This window comes from Nocardioides sp. 1609, assembly GCF_004522105.1.
GTDB lineage: Bacteria > Actinomycetota > Actinomycetes > Propionibacteriales > Nocardioidaceae > Nocardioides.
Map to the genome: position 1 here is coordinate 598,403 of NZ_SPUJ01000004.1, position 16,699 is coordinate 615,101.

Sequence of the window (16,699 nt, forward strand, 5' to 3'; positions counted from 1 at the left end):
GGATGGCCCCGCACGCCGGTCCGCCGGCCCGTCAACCCCGAGGAGAACCAGCATGGCGCTGCGCGACACGATGGTCGAGAAGGCCCGCCCCCACCTGCAGCCGGGTGAGCAGGTGCAGGCCGTCTTCGGCGGCCAGAAGATCAGCCAGTGGTGGTTGCTGCTCTCGGTGCTCGTCCTGCTCTTCGCCAACAAGTACCGCGTCGTGGTCGTCACCGACCGTCGGATCCTGGTGCTCGCCGGGACGACGTGGAGCCAGTCGAAGGTCACCGGGGTGCTGGCCGAGGTGCCGCGCGCCGTCCAGATCGGGCCCCCGTCGGGGCTGTGGTGGAAGTGCACCTCGCTCGGCGAGCCGCTCTACGTGCACAAGCGGTTTCACAAGGACGTCGTCGCCGCCGACACCCGGCGCCCGGTCCACCCCGGCCACCCGGGCCACCCGTCGGTGCCGCCGCCGTCCTCGCCGCCGCCGGGGTACTGACCCGGCTCCGGACGCGCCGACGCCGGCCCCGCGCGGGACCGGCGTCGGCGTGGGTGGCGGGTGGCTCGGCCACCTCGCCGGTGGGTCAGCCGACCTTGAGGACCTGCGTGCCGCCGGCGAACTTGTCGTGCCAGGCCTGGCGGCGCTGCGGGTCGCCGTTGATCCCGACGGCGATCATCACGACCGCCGCGACGCTGGCCAGGAAGCTCAGCACCGCCCCGATGATCGGGATGATGTTGAGGAGGTTCGCGGCCAGCCAGAAGTTGCGCCGGACCGCCTGCTCGAGCGTCGGGTTCGCGACGCCGTCGGGGCCGACCACCTTGAGCTTCATCACCTGCTTGCCGATCGTGGCGCCGCGGGTCGACTCGAGGTAGGCGAAGTAGCCCACCCAGACCACGCTGATGACGATCGAGGCGAAGATCCAGAACAGCAGCCACTCGCCGGTCGAGTAACGGAAGCCCCGCAGGAACATCGCGCTGAAGATCGCGTAGATGATGCCGTACGCCACGCCGAGGATCACGCCGTCGATCAGCCGGGCGACGAACCGGTCGACCAGCTCACCCGGGCGGGGCACGCCCACCGGCGGTGGCGGCGGGGCTCCGTAGCCACCGGCCGGAGGCGGTGAGCCGTAGCCGCCGGGAGGCGGTGGGGGAGGCGGCGACTGGGACATGGGATCTCCTCGGGGCGGGACGGGCGTGACGGGCGTGGCGGGCGTCGTGGGACGCGGTGGCGCGTGGTGGGCGTGAGGCAGGGGTCGACCCTCGGTCGACACGGTCGGCTGAAAGTAGCGTGTCCGGGCACGCGCGGACAGGTCATGTCGGGCTATTGCGTCCGGGGGCTCGGCCGGGGTGGCCCCGTCGACCGTGGTGCGTGGGCAGGGCCGTGCCGCACCGGGGGAGGCGAGGTCGACCGGGCAGGGGTGAGGATGTCGGACATGGCCCGCCCCTTCGCCCGCAAGCCGCCCCGTGACGACATCGACGAGTCCGACCTCGAGGTCGGCGGTGAGGCCCACGCAGCGGCCGGGAAGACGGCCGTGGCCGTGGCGCTCAAGCGCGCCGTCGAGCAGATGGGTCCGAGCCGGACCGCGCGCACGCTGCTCAAGCTCAACCAGGTCGACGGCTTCGACTGCCAGGGCTGTGCCTGGCCGGACCCGGAGGCCGGGCACCGGCACACCGCCGAGTTCTGCGAGAACGGCGCCAAGGCCGTCACCGAGGAGGCGACCCGGCGCCGTGTCGACCGGGCGTTCTTCGCCGAGCACCCGCTGGCCGTCCTCGAGGAGCGCACCGACTACTGGCTGGGACAGCAGGGCCGGATCACCGAGCCGATGGTCAAGCGTGCCGGCAGCACGCACTACGAGCCGATCTCCTGGGACGAGGCGTTCGCCCTGGTCGCCGAGCACCTGCGCGGCCTCGCCAGCCCGGACGAGGCGATCTTCTACACCTCCGGCAAGACCTCGAACGAGGCCGCGTTCGTCTACCAGCTGTTCGTGCGCGCGTTCGGGACCAACAACCTTCCGGACTGCTCGAACATGTGCCACGAGTCGACCTCGGTCGCGCTCGCGGAGACCATCGGCATCGGCAAGGGGTCGGTGTCTCTCGAGGACGTCCACGACGCCGAGCTCATCGTCATCGCCGGCCAGAACCCGGGCACCAACCACCCCCGCATGCTGAGCGCCCTGGAGATCGCCAAGCAGCGTGGCGCCCGGATCGTGGCGGTCAACCCGTTGCGTGAGGCGGGGCTGGTGCGGTTCAAGAACCCGCAGACGCCGCGCGGCATGGTCGGCCCGGGCACCGCGCTGGCCGACCTGTTCCTGCCGGTGCGGATCAACGGGGACCTGGCGCTCTTCCAGGGCCTCGCGGCGTACCTGCTCGAGCACGACGCCGTCGACCACGACTTCGTCGCCGCCCACACCGACGGCTACGAGGCGTGGGTCGAGCACGTCCGCCGGGTCGACTGGGCCGAGGTCGAGCGGGCCACCGGACTGACCCGCGCCCAGATCGAGGAGGCCGGCGAGATGCTGCGCACCTCGTCGCGGACGGTCTTCTGCTGGGCGATGGGCCTCACCCAGCACCGCAACTCGGTCGCGACGATCAAGGAGCTCGTCAACCTGGCGCTGGCGCAGGGCAACATCGGCAAGCCCGGCGCCGGTCTCTGCCCGGTGCGCGGCCACTCGAACGTCCAGGGCGACCGCACCATGGGCATCTGGGAGCGGCCCAAGCCGGAGTTCCTCGACGCGCTGCAGGCCGAGTTCGGGTTCGACCCGCCGCGCCGGCACGGCTTCGACACCGTCGACTCGGTCAAGGCGCTCACCGACGGACGGGCGCGGGTCTTCTTCGCGATGGGCGGCAACTTCGCCTCGGCGGTCTCCGACACCGAGGTCACCGAGGCCGCGCTGCGCCGGGCCGACCTGACCGTCCACGTGTCCACCAAGCTCAACCGCTCGCACGTCGTCACCGGCCGCGAGGCGCTGATCCTGCCCGTGCTGGGCCGCTCCGAGAAGGACCTCACCGGCGGCCGGGAGCAGCGCGTCACCGTCGAGGACTCCATGTCGGCGGTCCACGCGTCCCGGGGTCCGCTCGATCCCGCCTCGGAGCACCTGCGCTCGGAGGTCGACATCGTCTGCTCGCTCGCGGAGGCGACCCTCGGCGAGGCCTACGAGATCCCGTGGGCGGACTTCCGGTCCGACTACTCGACCATCCGGCGACGCATCGCGAACGTCGTCCCGGGGTGCGCGGCGTACGACGAGAAGGTCGAGCGCCCCGGCGGGTTCGTCCTCCCGCACCCGCCGCGCGACTCGCGCACCTTCCCGACGGCGGTGGGCAAGGCGGTCTTCTCGGTGGTGCCGCTCGACGTCTTGGCCGTGCCCGAGGGGCGGCTGCTGCTCCAGACGATGCGCAGCCACGACCAGTTCAACACCACGATCTACGGTCTCGACGACCGCTACCGCGGCGTCAGGAACGGGCGCCGCGTGGTCTTCGTGCACCCCGACGACATCCGCCACCTCGGCTGGGAGGACGGCGACCTGGTCGACCTCGTCAGCGAGTGGGACGACGGCTCGGAGCGCACCGCGCCGGCCTTCCGCATCGTGGCCTACGAGCAGCCGATCGGCTGCGCCGCGGCGTACTACCCCGAGACGAACCCGCTCGTCCCGCTCGACTCGAAGGCCGAGGGCAGCAACACCCCGACCTCGAAGTCGGTCGTCGTGCGGCTCCAGGCGCCGGGCGGGGGCAGGGCCGGCGTGACGAGGGCGGCCGAGGCCGACGTCGAGCACGGGCACAAACGGGTCACCGACCCGATCCACCAGAGCTGACGCGCCGCCGGACCGGGGTGACACGATGCTCCCGTGAGCACGCTGGACGAGCATCCCGAGGAAGTCACCTGCGCCGCCGGTCCCGCGGGGGGCGTCGAGGTGCTGACGCCGCGCGAGGTGCCGCTCGGCGGGCCCCGGGCGATGACCGTGCGGCGCACGCTGCCCTCGCGCGCCCGCAGCCTGATCGGTGCGTGGTGCTTCCTCGACCACTACGGGCCCGACCCGGTCGCCGAGAGCGGCGGCATGGTCGTCCCGCCGCACCCGCACACCGGGCTGCAGACCGTGAGCTGGCTGTTCACCGGCGAGATCGAGCACCGCGACAGCGCCGGCCACCACGCGATCGTGCGTCCCGGCGAGGTCAACCTGATGACGGCCGGCCGCGGGATCAGCCACTCGGAGGTCTCGACGGCCTCGACCACGACCCTGCACGGTGCGCAGCTCTGGGTCGCCCTGCCCGAGCACGCCCGCGACGCCGACCCGGGCTTCGTGCACCACGCGCCCGACCCGGTGCGCCGCCCCGGCGTCGAGGCCCGCGTCTTCCTCGGGGCGTTGCTCGACGTGGTCTCGCCGGTCCCGACCGCGACGCCGCTGCTCGGCGCCGAGCTGCTCCTCGAGCCCGGTGGTGCCGTCACGCTCGACGTCGACGCGACGTTCGAGCACGGCGTCCTCGTCGACGCCGGCTCGCTGCGCGTCGCCGGGCAGCACGCCGCCGCCCACGACCTCGTCTACCTGCCGCCGGGCCCGACGTCGCTCGACCTGGTCGCCGGCCCGGACCCGGTGCGGCTGCTCCTGCTCGGCGGGCCGCCCTTCGGGGAGGCGATCGTGATGTGGTGGAACTTCGTGGCCCGCACCCACGAGGAGGTGGTCGCGCACCGGCGTGAGTGGCAGGAGCAGGTCGGCGACGGGACCGCGCTCGCCGACGGCCGCTTCGGCGTCCCGACCGGCGACCCGAGGCCGCCGATCCCCGCGCCGGCGATGCCCCAGGTCCGCCTCCGGGAGCGGCGGTGACGGCCGAGCGCGACCTCCGTCTGGCCGAGACCCGCTTGCGCTCCCTGTGGGACCTGCACCCGGACGCCGTGTTCTCCCTCGACCTCGAGGGCCGGTTCGTCTCGGTGAACCCGGCCGCGTTCGAGATCAGCGGGCGCGGCGCCGACGAGCTGATCGGCCACTCGTTCGTCGACCTGCTGCTCGACGAGGACGTGGAGGAGGTGGCGGGCCACTTCGCCGGCATGCTGGGCGGGGAGACCCGGATCTTCGAGACCCGCTACGTGCGCGGCGACGGCTCGGTCGGTGACCTGGAGGTGATCGGCATCCCGATCGTCGTCGACGACGAGATGATCGAGGTGTACGGCATCGCCGAGGACATCACCGCCCGGCGCCACCTCGAGCGGACCCTCGCCGAGTCCCGGCGGGTGGCCGAGAGCGCCAACGCCGCGAAGTCGGCGTTCCTGGCCACCATGAGCCACGAGATCCGCACGCCGCTCACCAGCGTCCTGGCCGCCGCCGAGCTGCTCGACGAGACCACGCTCACCGACCGCCAGCGCAAGCTGGTGACAGTGATGGAGCGCTCCGGGGAGCGGCTGCTGCGCCTGGTCAACGACGTCCTCGACTTCTCCCGGGTCGAGGCCGGCCGCGTCGAGCTCGTCGCGGCGCCGTTCGACCTCCACGACGTCGTCGACGACACCGCCCTGATCGTGCGCGGCGCCCTCGACGAGCGCGGCCTGGACTTCGTCACCGAGGTCGGTCCCGACGTCCCGCGGCGGGTGGTCGGCGACGCCGCCCGGATCGCGCAGGTGCTCACCAACCTCATCGACAACGCCACCAAGTTCACCCACGTCGGCGGGGTCGGGCTGGCCGTCGAGGCCGAGCGGGAGGGGCCCGACACCGTCGAGCTCCGCTTCACCGTCACCGACACGGGCATCGGCATGACCGAGGAGGTGCAGGGCCAGGTGTTCGAGATGTTCCGCCAGGCCGACTCCTCGATCACGCGGGAGTTCGGCGGCACCGGGCTCGGGCTGGCCATCTCGCGCAACCTGGTCGCGCTGATGGGCGGCGTCCTCGAGGTCTCGAGCGCGCCGGGGCGGGGTAGCGCGTTCACCTTCGCCGTCCCGCTGGCCCGCACCGCCGGCTCCTGAGGTCCGCGGCCGCGCCCGCGGACGCCTGTCGGTGGGGTGCGGCAGGATGCCGCGCATGGGACCCCTGACCGGTGCCGACGGCACCGCCCGCTGCCCGTGGGCGGGCGAGCAGCCGAGCCTGATGCGCGACTACCACGACGACGAGTGGGGGCGACCGGTCCGTGGCGAGGCCGCCTACCTCGAGCGGCTCACCCTGGAGGCGTTCCAGTCGGGGCTGGCGTGGTCGACGATCCTGCGCAAGCGCGACGCCTTCCGCGAGGTCTTCCGCGACTTCGACGCCGACGCGATCGCGTCCTTCGACGACGCCGACCGGGCGCGCCTCATGGACGACGCCCGGATCGTCCGCAACCGCCTCAAGATCGACGCCGCCGTCACCAACGCCCGCGCCACCGTCGCCCTGCGCGAGGCCGGTGGCCTCGAGGCCTTCGTGCTGTCCTTCGCCCCCGAGCACCCGCCCGCGCCCACCGACACAGCCTCGGTGGCCACCACCTCGCCCGAGTCGGTCGCGCTGTCGAAGGGCCTGAAGAAGCAGGGCTTCGCCTTCGTCGGCCCCACCACGATGCAGGCGCTGATGGAGGCGATCGGCGTCTTCGACCCGCACCTGGTGGGCTGCTTCCGCCGCGGCGCCGTGGGTCTCGACTCGGCTCGCTGACGCTCGCCGGCTCGACCAGCGGGGGGCGGTGCTTGGTCTCGACTCGGCTCGCTGACGCTCGCCGGCTCGACCAGCGGTGGGGGGCTGCTTGGTCTCGACTCGGCTCGCTGACGCTCGCCGGCTCGACCAGCGGGGGGCGGGCGGTGCTGGTCTCGACTCGGCTCGCTGGCGCTCGCCGGCTCGACCAGCGGTGGGCGGGCGCGGAGAGGCGCGAGCAGCGCGGGCAGGGCCGCACCGGCTACCGTCACCACGCATGACCCAGGTCAGTGCCCACGACGACGACGCCCTCGGCGACCACGACGCGGTCGGCCTGGTCGCCGCGCTGCACGAGGGCGAGGTGTCGGTGCCCGAGGTGGTCGAGGCCGCCATCCGCCGCGTCGAGCGGGTCGACCCGCTCCTCGGCGCGATGGCCTTCACCGCCTACGACCGGGCGCGGGTGGAGGCCCGCGATCCCCGGGGCGGGTTCTTCGCCGGCGTCCCGACGGTCGTCAAGGACAACGTCGACGTCGCCGGCATGCCGACCCGCGAGGGCACCGACGCCTGGATCGGGCGCCCGGCGCCGGCCGACGGCGACTTCGCGCGGATGTACCTCGCCACCGGGCTGCTCCCGCTCGGCAAGAGCCAGCTGTCGGAGCTCGGGTTCTCCGCAGCGGCCGAGCACCCCCGACTGGGCGCCGTCCGCTCGCCGTGGTCGACCGACCACGTGGCCGGCGCGTCCTCGGCGGGTTCGGCCGCCCTCGTCGCCTCCGGCGCCCTCCCGATCGCCCACGCGAACGACGGCGGCGGGTCGATCCGCATCCCGGCCGCCGTCAACGGACTCGTCGGGCTCAAGCCGACCCGCGGCCGGCTGGCCCAGGACCGGGCGCTGCGCGAGATGCCCGTCCGGATCGTCTCCGACGGGGTCCTGACCCGCTCGGTCCGCGACACCGCCGCGTTCCTCCGCGAGGCCGAGCACGTCTACCGCAACCTCTCGCTGCCGCCTGTGGGGGATCTCACCCGCCCGGGCCGCAAGCGGCTCCGTGTCGCGCTCAACACCACCGGGGCCGGGGGCCTCGGTGCCAGCGCCGAGGTGCGGGAGGCCACGCTGCGCACCGCCGTCCTCCTCGAGGAGCTCGGGCACCACGTCGAGGAGGTCGAGGCGCCGATGCCCGCCGGCTTCCGCGACGACTTCCTGCTCTACTGGGCCTCGCTCGCGCTCGTCCTGCTCCGCACCGGACGCCGCCGGCACGGCCGGTCCTGGGACCCCGACCGCCTCGACCACCTCACCCACGGGCTGGCCCGGCACGCGGCGCGCAACCTGCACCGCCTGCCCGGTGCCGTCTACCGGCTGCGCCGCTCCTCCGCCGTCACCTCCGCCCACTACCGGGCCCACGACGTCACCCTGACGCCGACGCTGGCCCACGGCACGCCCCGGGTGGGGCACCTCGACCCGACCCAGCCCTACGAGACCGTCATCGATCGGCTCACGACGTGGGTGGCCTTCACGCCGCTGCAGAACGCGACCGGCGAGCCGGCCGTCTCGCTGCCCCTGGCGACGTCGGCGCAAGGGCTCCCGGTGGGCATGATGTTCGGCGCCGCAGCCGGTCACGAGGCCGTGCTGCTGGAGCTCGCCTACGAGCTCGAGGAGGCCTCCCCGTTCGCCCGGATCGGGGGGTCTGTGGGAGGCTGATCCCACCGCGGCGCGGTGCCCCCGGACCCGATTTCGTGCTTGATCGGACCGTGTGTATCGTTCTCCGTCGTTGCCCCTTTAGCTCAGTCGGCAGAGCGTCTCCATGGTAAGGAGAAGGTCTACGGTTCGATTCCGTAAAGGGGCTCTCGTACTCTTGGCGGGGTAGCTCAGGTGGTTAGAGCACACGACTCATAATCGTGGTGTCGCGGGTTCGAGTCCCGCTCCCGCTACCCAGCACGACCGATCAGCCTTCAGCACCCTTCGACAGAGGATCCACCGTGGCCAGCAAGAGCTCCGACGTTCGCCCCAAGATCACGCTCGCGTGCGTGGACTGCAAGGAGCGCAACTACATCACCAAGAAGAACCGCCGCAACGACCCCGACCGGCTCGAGCTCGCGAAGTTCTGCCCGCGCTGCCGCAAGCACACCGCGCACCGCGAGACCCGCTGACGCTGGTCGTCCCGCACCACCCGGCACCGGCCCTGCGCCGCGCGCCGGTCGAGCCCGCCCCGGATCCCGGAGGCGGGCTCGTCTGCGTTAACGTCGCCCTCGTGGACGCCACCATCGTCGGGCGCACGTACCCGCCCGCCCCGCCCCACGAGGTCACCGAGCCCTCGGTCCGTGCCTTCGTCGAGGCCACCGGCGGCCGGTACGACGGCGGCCCCGCCCCCGCGACGTACCCGATCGTCCCCGCGTTCGACGCGATGATGGGGTTCCTGGAGGCCGAGGCGCTCGACCTGTCCCGCATCGTGCACGGCGAGCAGCGCTTCGCCCACGAACGGCCGGTCGTGCCGGGCGACGTCCTCACCGTCGCGCTCACCGTCGCCACGCTGCGCCAGATCGGCGGCAACGACATCATCGGCACCACCAGCCAGGTCACCGACGCCGCGGGCGCCCTCGTCTGCACCGGCGCCGCCACCCTCGTCCACCGGGCCGGCGCATGACCGGCACCCCCGGCCGTCCGGCGGCTCCCGTGCTCCGCCCCGGCGCCGCTCGTCGCCCCGGGAGTCCCGCATGACGACCCCGATCGAGTCCGGCGACCTCGCCCCGCGCACGTTCACGATCACCCGCGCCGACCTCGTCGCCTACGCGCAGGCCAGCGGTGACCACAACCCGATCCACCAGGACGAGGACGTCGCCCGCTCGGTCGGCCTGCCCGGCGTCATCGCCCACGGGATGTACACCCTGGCCCTGGCCGCCCGCTACGTCGAGGAGCAGGCCGGCGGCCGCGGCGGCGTCGCCTCCATCGGCGCCAAGTTCACCAAGCCCGTCGTCGTCCCGGCCGAGGGCGTCGACGTGACCGTCGCCGGCGTCGTCGAGGACGACGGCACGATCGCCGTCACGGTCACCTGCGACGGCGTCTCCGTCCTCGGCCGCTGCCGGGCCACCCTGCGGGCGTGAGCGTGCCCGATCCCACCGGGGAGCGGCTGCGCGACCACACGACACTCCGGCTCGGCGGCCCGGCCGGGCGGTTCGTCGTCGCCACGACCGAGGCCGAGCTGGTCGAGGCCGTCTCGACGGCCGACGCCGCCGGCGAGCCCGTGCTGCTCCTGGGCGGCGGCAGCAACCTCGTCGTCGCCGACGCCGGCTTCGCCGGCACGGTCGTCGCGGTCGCGACCACCGGCCTGACCAGCGACACCGGCGACGCCGGCGACGCCGGGGGCACCGACGAGGCGACCTGCGGGGGAGCGCTCGTGACCGTCGCCGCCGGCGAGGACTGGGACGGCTTCGTCGCCCACGCCGTCGAGCGCGGCTGGGTGGGCGTCGAGGCGCTGTCCGGCATCCCGGGCGCCGTCGGCTCCACCCCGATCCAGAACGTCGGCGCCTACGGCCAGGACGTCGCCCAGACGATCGCCCGGGTCCGGGTCTGGGACCGCGTTCTTAACGGCGTGCGCACCTTCGCCGGCCCCGACTGCGGGTTCGGCTACCGCAGCTCGCGCTTCAAGGCCGACCGGTACGACGCCTGGGGCGGGCGGCACGTCGTCCTCGACGTCACCTTCCAGCTCGCCGTCGGCACGCTCGGCGCCCCGGTGGCCTACGCCGAGCTGGCCCGCGCCCTGGGCGTCGAGCAGGGGCGTCGCGCCCCGCTCGCCGACGTCCGGGCCGCCGTGCTCGGGCTGCGGGGCGGCAAGGGCATGGTCCTCGACGCCGACGACCACGACACCTGGAGCGCCGGCTCGTTCTTCACCAACCCGATCGTGCCGGCATCCGACGTGCCGGCCGGGGCGCCGTCCTGGCCCGCGGGCGACGGGCTCGCGAAGACCTCGGCCGCCTGGCTCATCGAGCACGCCGGCTTCGGCCGCGGCTACGGCACCGGGCGGGCCCGGGTCTCGACCAAGCACACCCTCGCGCTCACCAACCGCGGCGACGCGAGCACCGAGGACCTGTTGGCGCTGGCGCGCGAGGTCCGCGACGGCGTGCACGCGGCGTTCGGCATCACGCTCGTCAACGAGCCGGTGCTCGTCGGCTGCGAGCTGTAGGACCCCCGGGGCGGTGTCGCTCAGGCGGTGCCGAAGCTGAAGATCGACACGACGAAGCCCGCGTAGAGCACCACCAGGGCGATCACCCCGAGGCCGACGACGGTGCCGATGATCCCGGTGACGAGCCCGGTCGTCGCCGCGCTCTCGTTGGTGTAGTGCCCGGGAACGGTCCGCATCTCCTTCTGGGCCCGAAGCGCGAGCGCGATCGCGAAGGGGCCGCACAGCACGCCGGGCAGCGTCACGCAGACGACGAAGGTCAGCACCGCGCAGACCACGCTGGTGATGCCGAGCGCCATCGCGGTGTTGGCGCCGCTGTGGGCCGGCCGGTAGCCGTAGGAGTAGGCGCCGGGCGGGTAGGGCTGGAACCCCTGCGGGCCGCCGTACGGCTGGGCGTGGGGCGAGGAGTACGGCTGGCCGCCGGGCTGGCCGTACGGCTGCTGCGCGGGTCCCGGGTGCGGCTGCTCGTACGGCGTCGTGGGCGGCTCCGGTGCCGCGGCCCCCTCCGACGACCGCGAGTCCCGCTTGGCGAGGTACGGCTGGATCGGCTCGGTCTCGTCGGGGCGCTCGCTCATGGCGTCAGTGTCCCATCGGCGGTCGGGGCGAAACCCGCTCAGCCGGCCGGGGCGGCGAGCCAGGCGTCGACGTCGGCGAGTGCCGCGTCCCGCAGCGCGTCGGGGGCGCGCGAGGCCCGCAGCGACATCCGCGCGAGCTCGGCCATCGTCTCGTCGGACAGCTCGTGGGCCGCCCGCATCGTGGCGTACTGACCGGCCAGGCGCGAGCCGAAGAGCAGGGGGTCGTCGGCGCCGAGCGCCACCGTCGCGCCGGCCTCGAGCAGGGTCGGCAGCGGCACCGACGTCAGGTCGGAGTAGACCCCGAGGGCGACGTTCGAGACCGGGCAGACCTCCAGGGCCACGCCGCTGTCGACGATCCGGGCCAGCAGGTCCGGGTCCTCGGTCGACCGGACGCCGTGGCCGAGCCGTCCGGCGTGCAGCCGGTCGAGGCAGGTGCGCACGTGGTCGGGCCCGCGCAGCTCGCCGCCGTGCGGCACGAGCAGCAGCCCGGCCCGCCCGGCGATCTCGAAGGCGGCCGCGAAGTCGGCGGTGCGGCCGCGCCGCTCGTCGTTCGAGAGCCCGAAGCCGACGACCCCGCGGTCGGCGTACTGCGCCGCGAGCCGGGCGAGCGTGCGCGCGTCGAGCGGGTGGCGGGTGCGGTTGGCGGCGATGACGACCGCCATGCCGAGCCCCGTGCGCTCGGAGGCCACCCGGACGGCGTCCAGGACCAGGTCGGTGAAGGCGGTGATCCCGCCGAACCGGGCGGCGTACCCGCTCGGGTCGACCTGGATCTCCAGCCACCGCCCGCCGTCGCAGACGTCGTCCTCGGCGGCCTCGAGCACCAGTCGCCGGACGTCGTCCTCGGTGCGCAGCACCGACCGGGCGACGTCGTAGAGGCGCTGGAAGCGGAACCAGCCCTTCTCGTCGGCCGCACTCAGCTGCGGCGGCCACTCCGTCACCAGCGAGTCGGGCAGGGCGATCCCGTCGCGCTCGGCGAGCTCGAGCAGCGTGCCGTGCCGCATCGAGCCGGTGAAGTGCAGGTGCAGGTGCGCCTTCGGCAGGGCGTGCAGGTCCCGGGGTCTCAAGCGAGCAGCTTCTGCAGCCTCGAGATCCCCTCGACGATGTCGTCGTCGCCGAGGGCGTAGGAGAACCGGAGGTAGCCGGGGGAGCCGAACGCCTCGCCGGGGACGGCGGCGACCTCGGCCTGGTCGAGGAAGTACTCGGCGAGCTCGGCGGAGGTGTCGATCCGGACGCCGTCGTAGTCCTTGCCCAGCAGGCCCTTGACCGAGGGGTAGGCGTAGAACGCGCCGCCGGGCATCGGGCAGAGGACGCCGTCGATCTCGTTGAGCATCGACACGATCGTGCGGCGACGCCGGTCGAAGGCGGTCTTCATCTCCTCGACCGCGGTGAGGTCGCCCTCGACCGCGGCGATCGCGGCGCGCTGGGCGACGTTCGAGACGTTGGAGGTGGCGTGGGACTGCAGGTTGGTCGCGGCCTTGACGAGGTCCTTCGGACCGATCATCCAGCCGACCCGCCAGCCGGTCATCGCGTAGGTCTTGGCGACGCCGTTCACGATGACGCAGTTGTCCTGGAGGAACGGGCAGAGCGCCGGCATCGACCCGGTCTCGGCGTCGTCGTAGACGAGGTGCTCGTAGATCTCGTCGGTGAGCACCCACAGGTCGTGGTCCTCGACCCAGCGGCCGATCGCCCGGATCTCCTCGGCGGAGTAGATCGCCCCGGTCGGGTTCGACGGCGAGACGAACAGCAGGACCTTCGTCTTGTCGGTGCGGGCGGCCTCGAGCTGCTCGACGGTGACCTTGTAGTCCTGGGTCTCGTCGGCCAGCACCTCCACCGGGACGCCGCCGGCGAGCGCGATCGCCTCCGGGTAGGTCGTCCAGTACGGCGCCGGCACGATGACCTCGTCGTCGGGGTCGAGCATCGCGGCGAACGCCGCGTAGATCGCCTGCTTGCCGCCGTTGGTGACCAGCACCTGGGCCGCGTCGATCGCCAGGCCGCTGTCGCGCAGCGTCTTCTCGACGATCGCCTTCTTCAGCTCCGGCAGCCCACCAGCAGGGGTGTACCGGTGGTTCTTCGGGTCGCGGCAGGCTTCGACGGCCGCCTCGACGATGTAGTCGGGGGTGGGGAAGTCGGGCTCGCCGGCGCCGAAGCCGATGACCGGGCGTCCCTCGGCCTTGAGGGCCTTCGCCTTGGCGTCGACCTTGAGCGTGGCCGACTCGGCGATGGCGCCGATGCGCTGGGAGACTCGTCTGTCGCGGGGGCTGCTGGTCATGGGCTCCATCGTAGGGCGAGACGTTCGACACCTCCGACCCATCTCGGGCGGATGGACCACAGGCCCGTCGGCACGGCGGGTGCTCGGAGAGGAAGCGGGTCGCCATGACCGACACCCAGTCCCCGGAGGGGGTCGACCGCGAGGAGTCCGGGCTCAAACGGACGATCACCGGCCGGCTGCTCTTCTTCTACGTCCTCGGCGACGTGCTCGGATCGGGCATCTACGTCCTCATCGGCGCGGTCGCCGGCGAGGTCGGCGGCGCCTTCTGGGTCGCGTTCCTGATCGGCGTCTCGATCGCCACCATCACCGGTGCCGCGTACGCCGAGCTGGTCACGAAGTTCCCCCAGGCGGCCGGCGCGGCCCTCTTCGTCAACAAGGCGTTCAAGAACCGGATCCTGACCTTCCTGGTCACCGTCAGCATGCTCTCGGCCTGCTTCGCGGCGTCCGGCTCGCTGGCCACCGGGTTCGCGGCCTACTTCGACACGGTGTGGTCGCTGCCGCCGGCCATCCTGGTCTCGCTCGGGCTGATCGTGCTGCTGACGATCGTGAACTACCTCGGCATCACCGAGTCGGTCCTGGCCAACCTGGTCATGACGATCGTCGAGGTGACGGGCCTGGTCGTCGTCCTGCTCATCGCGGTGGTGCACACCGCCGAGGGCGACTCCGACCTCGGCACCCTCACCGACTTCAGCACCCAGGGCAACGAGATCTTCGCGATCGTCGCCGGTGTCGCGCTGGCCTTCTTCGCGATGACCGGCTTCGAGAACGCCGCCAACATCGCCGAGGAGGTCGTCGACCCGGCCAAGCACTTCCCGCGGGCCCTGGTCGGCGGCATGGTCGCGGCCGGCGTGATCTACGTGCTCGTCGCGATGTCGGCCTCGCTCGTGGTCGACGCGAAGGAGCTGGCGTCCTCGGACGCCCCGCTGCTCGACGTGGTCGAGTCCGGCGTCCTGCCGATCTCGGTCAGCGTGCTCAGCATCGTCTTCGCCATCATCGCGATGACCGCCATCACCAACACCACGCTGGTCTCGGTCGTCACCCAGTCCCGGATCCTCTACGGCATGGCGCGCGAGGACGTCGTCCCCGGCGTCTTCGCCAAGACCCACGAGCGGCGCCGCAGCCCGGTCGCCGCGCTGCTCTTCGCGGGCGCGGTGGTCTGCGCGCTGCTGCTGGTCGGCTGGGCCCTCAACGAGACCGGTGCCGGCATCGACGTCGTCGACCGGCTCGCGACCGTCACGGTGGTCTTCACCCTCTTCATCTACTCGCTGGTCATCGTCGCCGCGTTCAAGCTGCGCGGGCAGGCCGAGACCGAGGAGAACTACCACGCGCCGACGGCCCTGCTCCTGCTCGGCCTGCTCGGCAACGCCGTCCTCCTGGTCTACGTCGTGGTCGACGACCCCGGCTCGCTGCTGTGGGTCGCGGGCCTGCTCGCCCTCGGCGTGGTGCTGTTCCTCCTCGAGTACGCCTTCGGCTCGCGCACCCGGGCCGACGGGGTCGAGCGAGGCCGTCCCGACGCCGGTTGAGCCGGACCCGTGCCGGCGCTGACCGAGCCGGTACGGGGGTTGTTTGGACGCCGCTGGCCCCGGGGCCGTAGACTCCTGGACGGTGGATTCCCCCGCATGCTTCGCCGTGCCCGAGACCGGGCCGGTTCGCAGCGAAGGGATCGACGGAGGGCACTAGCTCAACTGGCAGAGCATCGGTCTCCAAAACCGAAGGTTGGGGGTTCAAGTCCCTCGTGCCCTGCAACACATCAGTACGGCAACACAGCTTCGAGACAATCGAGAGCTCCACGAGGTACGGCGAGAGGTGAGTGGCGTGTCGGACAGCAGCGCGGTCCGCGGTTCCCGGGACGACAGGCCCGACGACGAGCGCAAGCGCACGAGCATCCCGACGTTCTACCGCCAGGTGGTCGCCGAGCTGCGCAAGGTCGTCTACCCGACGCAAGAGCAGCTGGTCACCTACTTCTTCGTGGTCATGGTCTTCGTGATCGTCATGATGGCGATCGTCTCGGCGCTCGACCTGGGCTTCGGCAAGCTCGCCTTCGCGATCTTCGCCGGCTGACGGCCCGACGGCGCCGCCGTCGGGACGCAGAGGCCCCCCTGAACAGCAATTTGATGGAGCAACGCGTGTCTGAGCAGTACGACGAGACCGAAGCGATCGAGAACGCCGACGCCGAGGTGACCGACCCCGTGGTCGAGGACGACGTCCTCGAGGCCACCGAGGGTGCTGCGGAGGGCACGGCGCCCGCCGACGCCGAGATCGACGACGACCTCGACGCCGACGAGCCGACCGACGAGGCGCTCGCCGACCTCGTCGAGGCCGAGGGCGAGGTCGCCGACGAGGCGGCCGCCGAGCTCGTCGAGGAGACCCTCGACACCCTCGACGCGGGCGAGGTCGCCGCCGAGGAGGACGTCCCCGTCGAGGACGAGGACCCCCTCGAGGCGTTCCGACGCGAGCTGTGGGCCAAGCCGGGCGACTGGTACGTGGTGCACACCTACTCGGGCATGGAGAACCGGGTGAAGTCGAACCTGGAGAACCGGATCGTCTCGCTGAACATGGAGGACTACATCCACGAGATCGTGGTCCCCATCGAGGACATCGTCGAGATCAAGAACGGCCAGCGCCGCACCCGCAAGAAGCCCGCGCTGCCCGGTTACGTCCTGGTCCGCATGGACCTCACCGACGAGTCGTGGTCGGCCGTGCGCCACACGCCCTCGGTCACCGGCTTCGTCGGCAACAGCCACCAGCCGGTGCCGCTGAGCATGGACGAGGTCGAGAACATGCTCGCCCCGGCCGTCGTCGCCGCCGCCGAGATCGCCGCCGCCGCGGCCGGGACCTCGACGTCCGGCTCCGGCTCCTCCTCGACCGCCAAGAAGCCGATCGAGGTCGTCGACTTCGACCTCGGCGACTCGGTCCAGGTCGTCGACGGTCCGTTCGCCACGCTGCACGCCACGATCACCGAGATCAACGCCGAGTCGCAGCGGGTCAAGGCCCTCGTGGAGATCTTCGGCCGGGAGACCCCGGTCGAGCTCAGCTTCAGCCAGATCGAGAAGGGCTGAGGGTCCGCCGGGTCGCGATTTCGCTCGCGGCCGGCGACGCAGCACCATAGTTCGGGCAACACCCGTGGCAGGGGGCGCA

General features: G+C 72.6%; 17 protein-coding genes and 3 tRNA genes. 16 read left to right on the top strand and 4 right to left on the bottom strand.

From position 1 onward, the window contains the following. The first annotated feature begins 52 nt into the window (after window positions 1-52). Window positions 53-475: a hypothetical protein gene (locus E4623_RS13225; protein ID WP_134766973.1), complete on the top strand. Its 423-nt coding sequence runs from the start codon at window positions 53-55 to the stop codon at window positions 473-475. A gap of 85 nt (window positions 476-560) precedes the next feature. Here E4623_RS13225 and E4623_RS13230 read toward each other — a convergent pair whose 3' ends face one another. Continuing rightward, entirely contained in the window at window positions 561-1,049 is a 489-nt protein-coding gene (locus tag E4623_RS13230) for an RDD family protein (RefSeq protein ID WP_209020659.1), read from the bottom strand. A 360-nt stretch (window positions 1,050-1,409) separates the two neighbouring features. On the opposite strand from E4623_RS13230, the gene E4623_RS13235 reads away from it, so the two are divergent. The 11 genes from E4623_RS13235 to E4623_RS13285 all read left to right on the top strand — a co-directional run bounded on the left by E4623_RS13235 (window position 1,410) and on the right by E4623_RS13285 (window position 10,720). Continuing rightward, window positions 1,410-3,785 (top strand): FdhF/YdeP family oxidoreductase, encoded by a 2,376-nt coding sequence (locus E4623_RS13235; RefSeq protein ID WP_134766975.1) that lies wholly within the window; start codon window positions 1,410-1,412, stop codon window positions 3,783-3,785. A gap of 33 nt (window positions 3,786-3,818) precedes the next feature. Then, entirely contained in the window at window positions 3,819-4,793 is a 975-nt protein-coding gene (locus E4623_RS13240; protein WP_134766976.1) for a pirin family protein, read from the top strand. Then, window positions 4,790-5,920 carry an ATP-binding protein gene (locus tag E4623_RS13245; protein ID WP_134766977.1) on the top strand — a complete coding sequence of 377 codons (1,131 nt, stop codon included), beginning with the start codon at window positions 4,790-4,792 and terminating at the stop codon, window positions 5,918-5,920. The genes E4623_RS13240 and E4623_RS13245 overlap by 4 nt, the downstream gene beginning before the upstream one ends. Window positions 5,921-5,975: 55 nt before the next feature. Further along, window positions 5,976-6,572: a DNA-3-methyladenine glycosylase I gene (locus E4623_RS13250; RefSeq protein ID WP_134766978.1), complete on the top strand. Its 597-nt coding sequence runs from the start codon at window positions 5,976-5,978 to the stop codon at window positions 6,570-6,572. 253 nt (window positions 6,573-6,825) lie between these two features. Then, window positions 6,826-8,241 carry an amidase gene (locus tag E4623_RS13255; RefSeq protein WP_134766979.1) on the top strand — a complete coding sequence of 472 codons (1,416 nt, stop codon included), beginning with the start codon at window positions 6,826-6,828 and terminating at the stop codon, window positions 8,239-8,241. 72 nt (window positions 8,242-8,313) lie between these two features. After that, window positions 8,314-8,386, top strand: a tRNA-Thr gene (locus E4623_RS13260). Between the two features lie 11 nt (window positions 8,387-8,397). Further along, window positions 8,398-8,471, top strand: a tRNA-Met gene (locus tag E4623_RS13265). Between the two features lie 48 nt (window positions 8,472-8,519). Further along, a complete protein-coding gene (gene rpmG / locus E4623_RS13270) occupies window positions 8,520-8,690 on the top strand; it encodes a 50S ribosomal protein L33 (RefSeq protein WP_121804265.1) in 171 nt (56 codons plus the stop codon). A 101-nt stretch (window positions 8,691-8,791) separates the two neighbouring features. Next, window positions 8,792-9,184 (top strand): MaoC family dehydratase N-terminal domain-containing protein, encoded by a 393-nt coding sequence (locus E4623_RS22655; protein ID WP_167736608.1) that lies wholly within the window; start codon window positions 8,792-8,794, stop codon window positions 9,182-9,184. 70 nt (window positions 9,185-9,254) lie between these two features. After that, window positions 9,255-9,641, top strand: a complete 387-nt coding sequence (locus E4623_RS13280) for a MaoC/PaaZ C-terminal domain-containing protein (RefSeq protein WP_134766981.1) — start codon at window positions 9,255-9,257, stop codon at window positions 9,639-9,641. Further along, window positions 9,638-10,720: a UDP-N-acetylmuramate dehydrogenase gene (locus tag E4623_RS13285; protein WP_245155062.1), complete on the top strand. Its 1,083-nt coding sequence runs from the start codon at window positions 9,638-9,640 to the stop codon at window positions 10,718-10,720. The genes E4623_RS13280 and E4623_RS13285 overlap by 4 nt, the downstream gene beginning before the upstream one ends. A gap of 20 nt (window positions 10,721-10,740) precedes the next feature. On the opposite strand, the gene E4623_RS13290 is transcribed toward E4623_RS13285, so the two are convergent. The 3 genes from E4623_RS13290 to E4623_RS13300 are packed head-to-tail and all read right to left on the bottom strand — an operon-like array spanning window position 10,741 to window position 13,561. Continuing rightward, window positions 10,741-11,292 carry a DUF4190 domain-containing protein gene (locus E4623_RS13290; protein WP_134766982.1) on the bottom strand — a complete coding sequence of 184 codons (552 nt, stop codon included), beginning with the start codon at window positions 11,290-11,292 and terminating at the stop codon, window positions 10,741-10,743. Window positions 11,293-11,330: 38 nt separating this feature from the next. Further along, window positions 11,331-12,356, bottom strand: coding sequence for an adenosine deaminase (locus E4623_RS13295; RefSeq protein ID WP_134766983.1), 1,026 nt, complete (start codon window positions 12,354-12,356; stop codon window positions 11,331-11,333). Beyond that, window positions 12,353-13,561, bottom strand: coding sequence for a pyridoxal phosphate-dependent aminotransferase (locus E4623_RS13300; protein WP_209020660.1), 1,209 nt, complete (start codon window positions 13,559-13,561; stop codon window positions 12,353-12,355). The genes E4623_RS13295 and E4623_RS13300 overlap by 4 nt, the downstream gene beginning before the upstream one ends. Window positions 13,562-13,665: 104 nt before the next feature. Here E4623_RS13300 and E4623_RS13305 point away from each other — a divergent pair, with 104 nt between their 5' ends. From E4623_RS13305 to nusG, 4 genes are all read left to right on the top strand, one after another. Beyond that, a complete protein-coding gene (locus E4623_RS13305) occupies window positions 13,666-15,084 on the top strand; it encodes an APC family permease (protein ID WP_134766985.1) in 1,419 nt (472 codons plus the stop codon). Window positions 15,085-15,231: 147 nt separating this feature from the next. Beyond that, window positions 15,232-15,304: transfer RNA gene (locus E4623_RS13310), tRNA-Trp, on the top strand. 72 nt (window positions 15,305-15,376) lie between these two features. Further along, window positions 15,377-15,622: a preprotein translocase subunit SecE gene (gene secE / locus E4623_RS13315; protein WP_134766986.1), complete on the top strand. Its 246-nt coding sequence runs from the start codon at window positions 15,377-15,379 to the stop codon at window positions 15,620-15,622. Between the two features lie 65 nt (window positions 15,623-15,687). Then, window positions 15,688-16,620, top strand: coding sequence for a transcription termination/antitermination protein NusG (gene nusG, locus E4623_RS13320; protein WP_167736610.1), 933 nt, complete (start codon window positions 15,688-15,690; stop codon window positions 16,618-16,620). Window positions 16,621-16,699 lie beyond the last annotated feature (79 nt).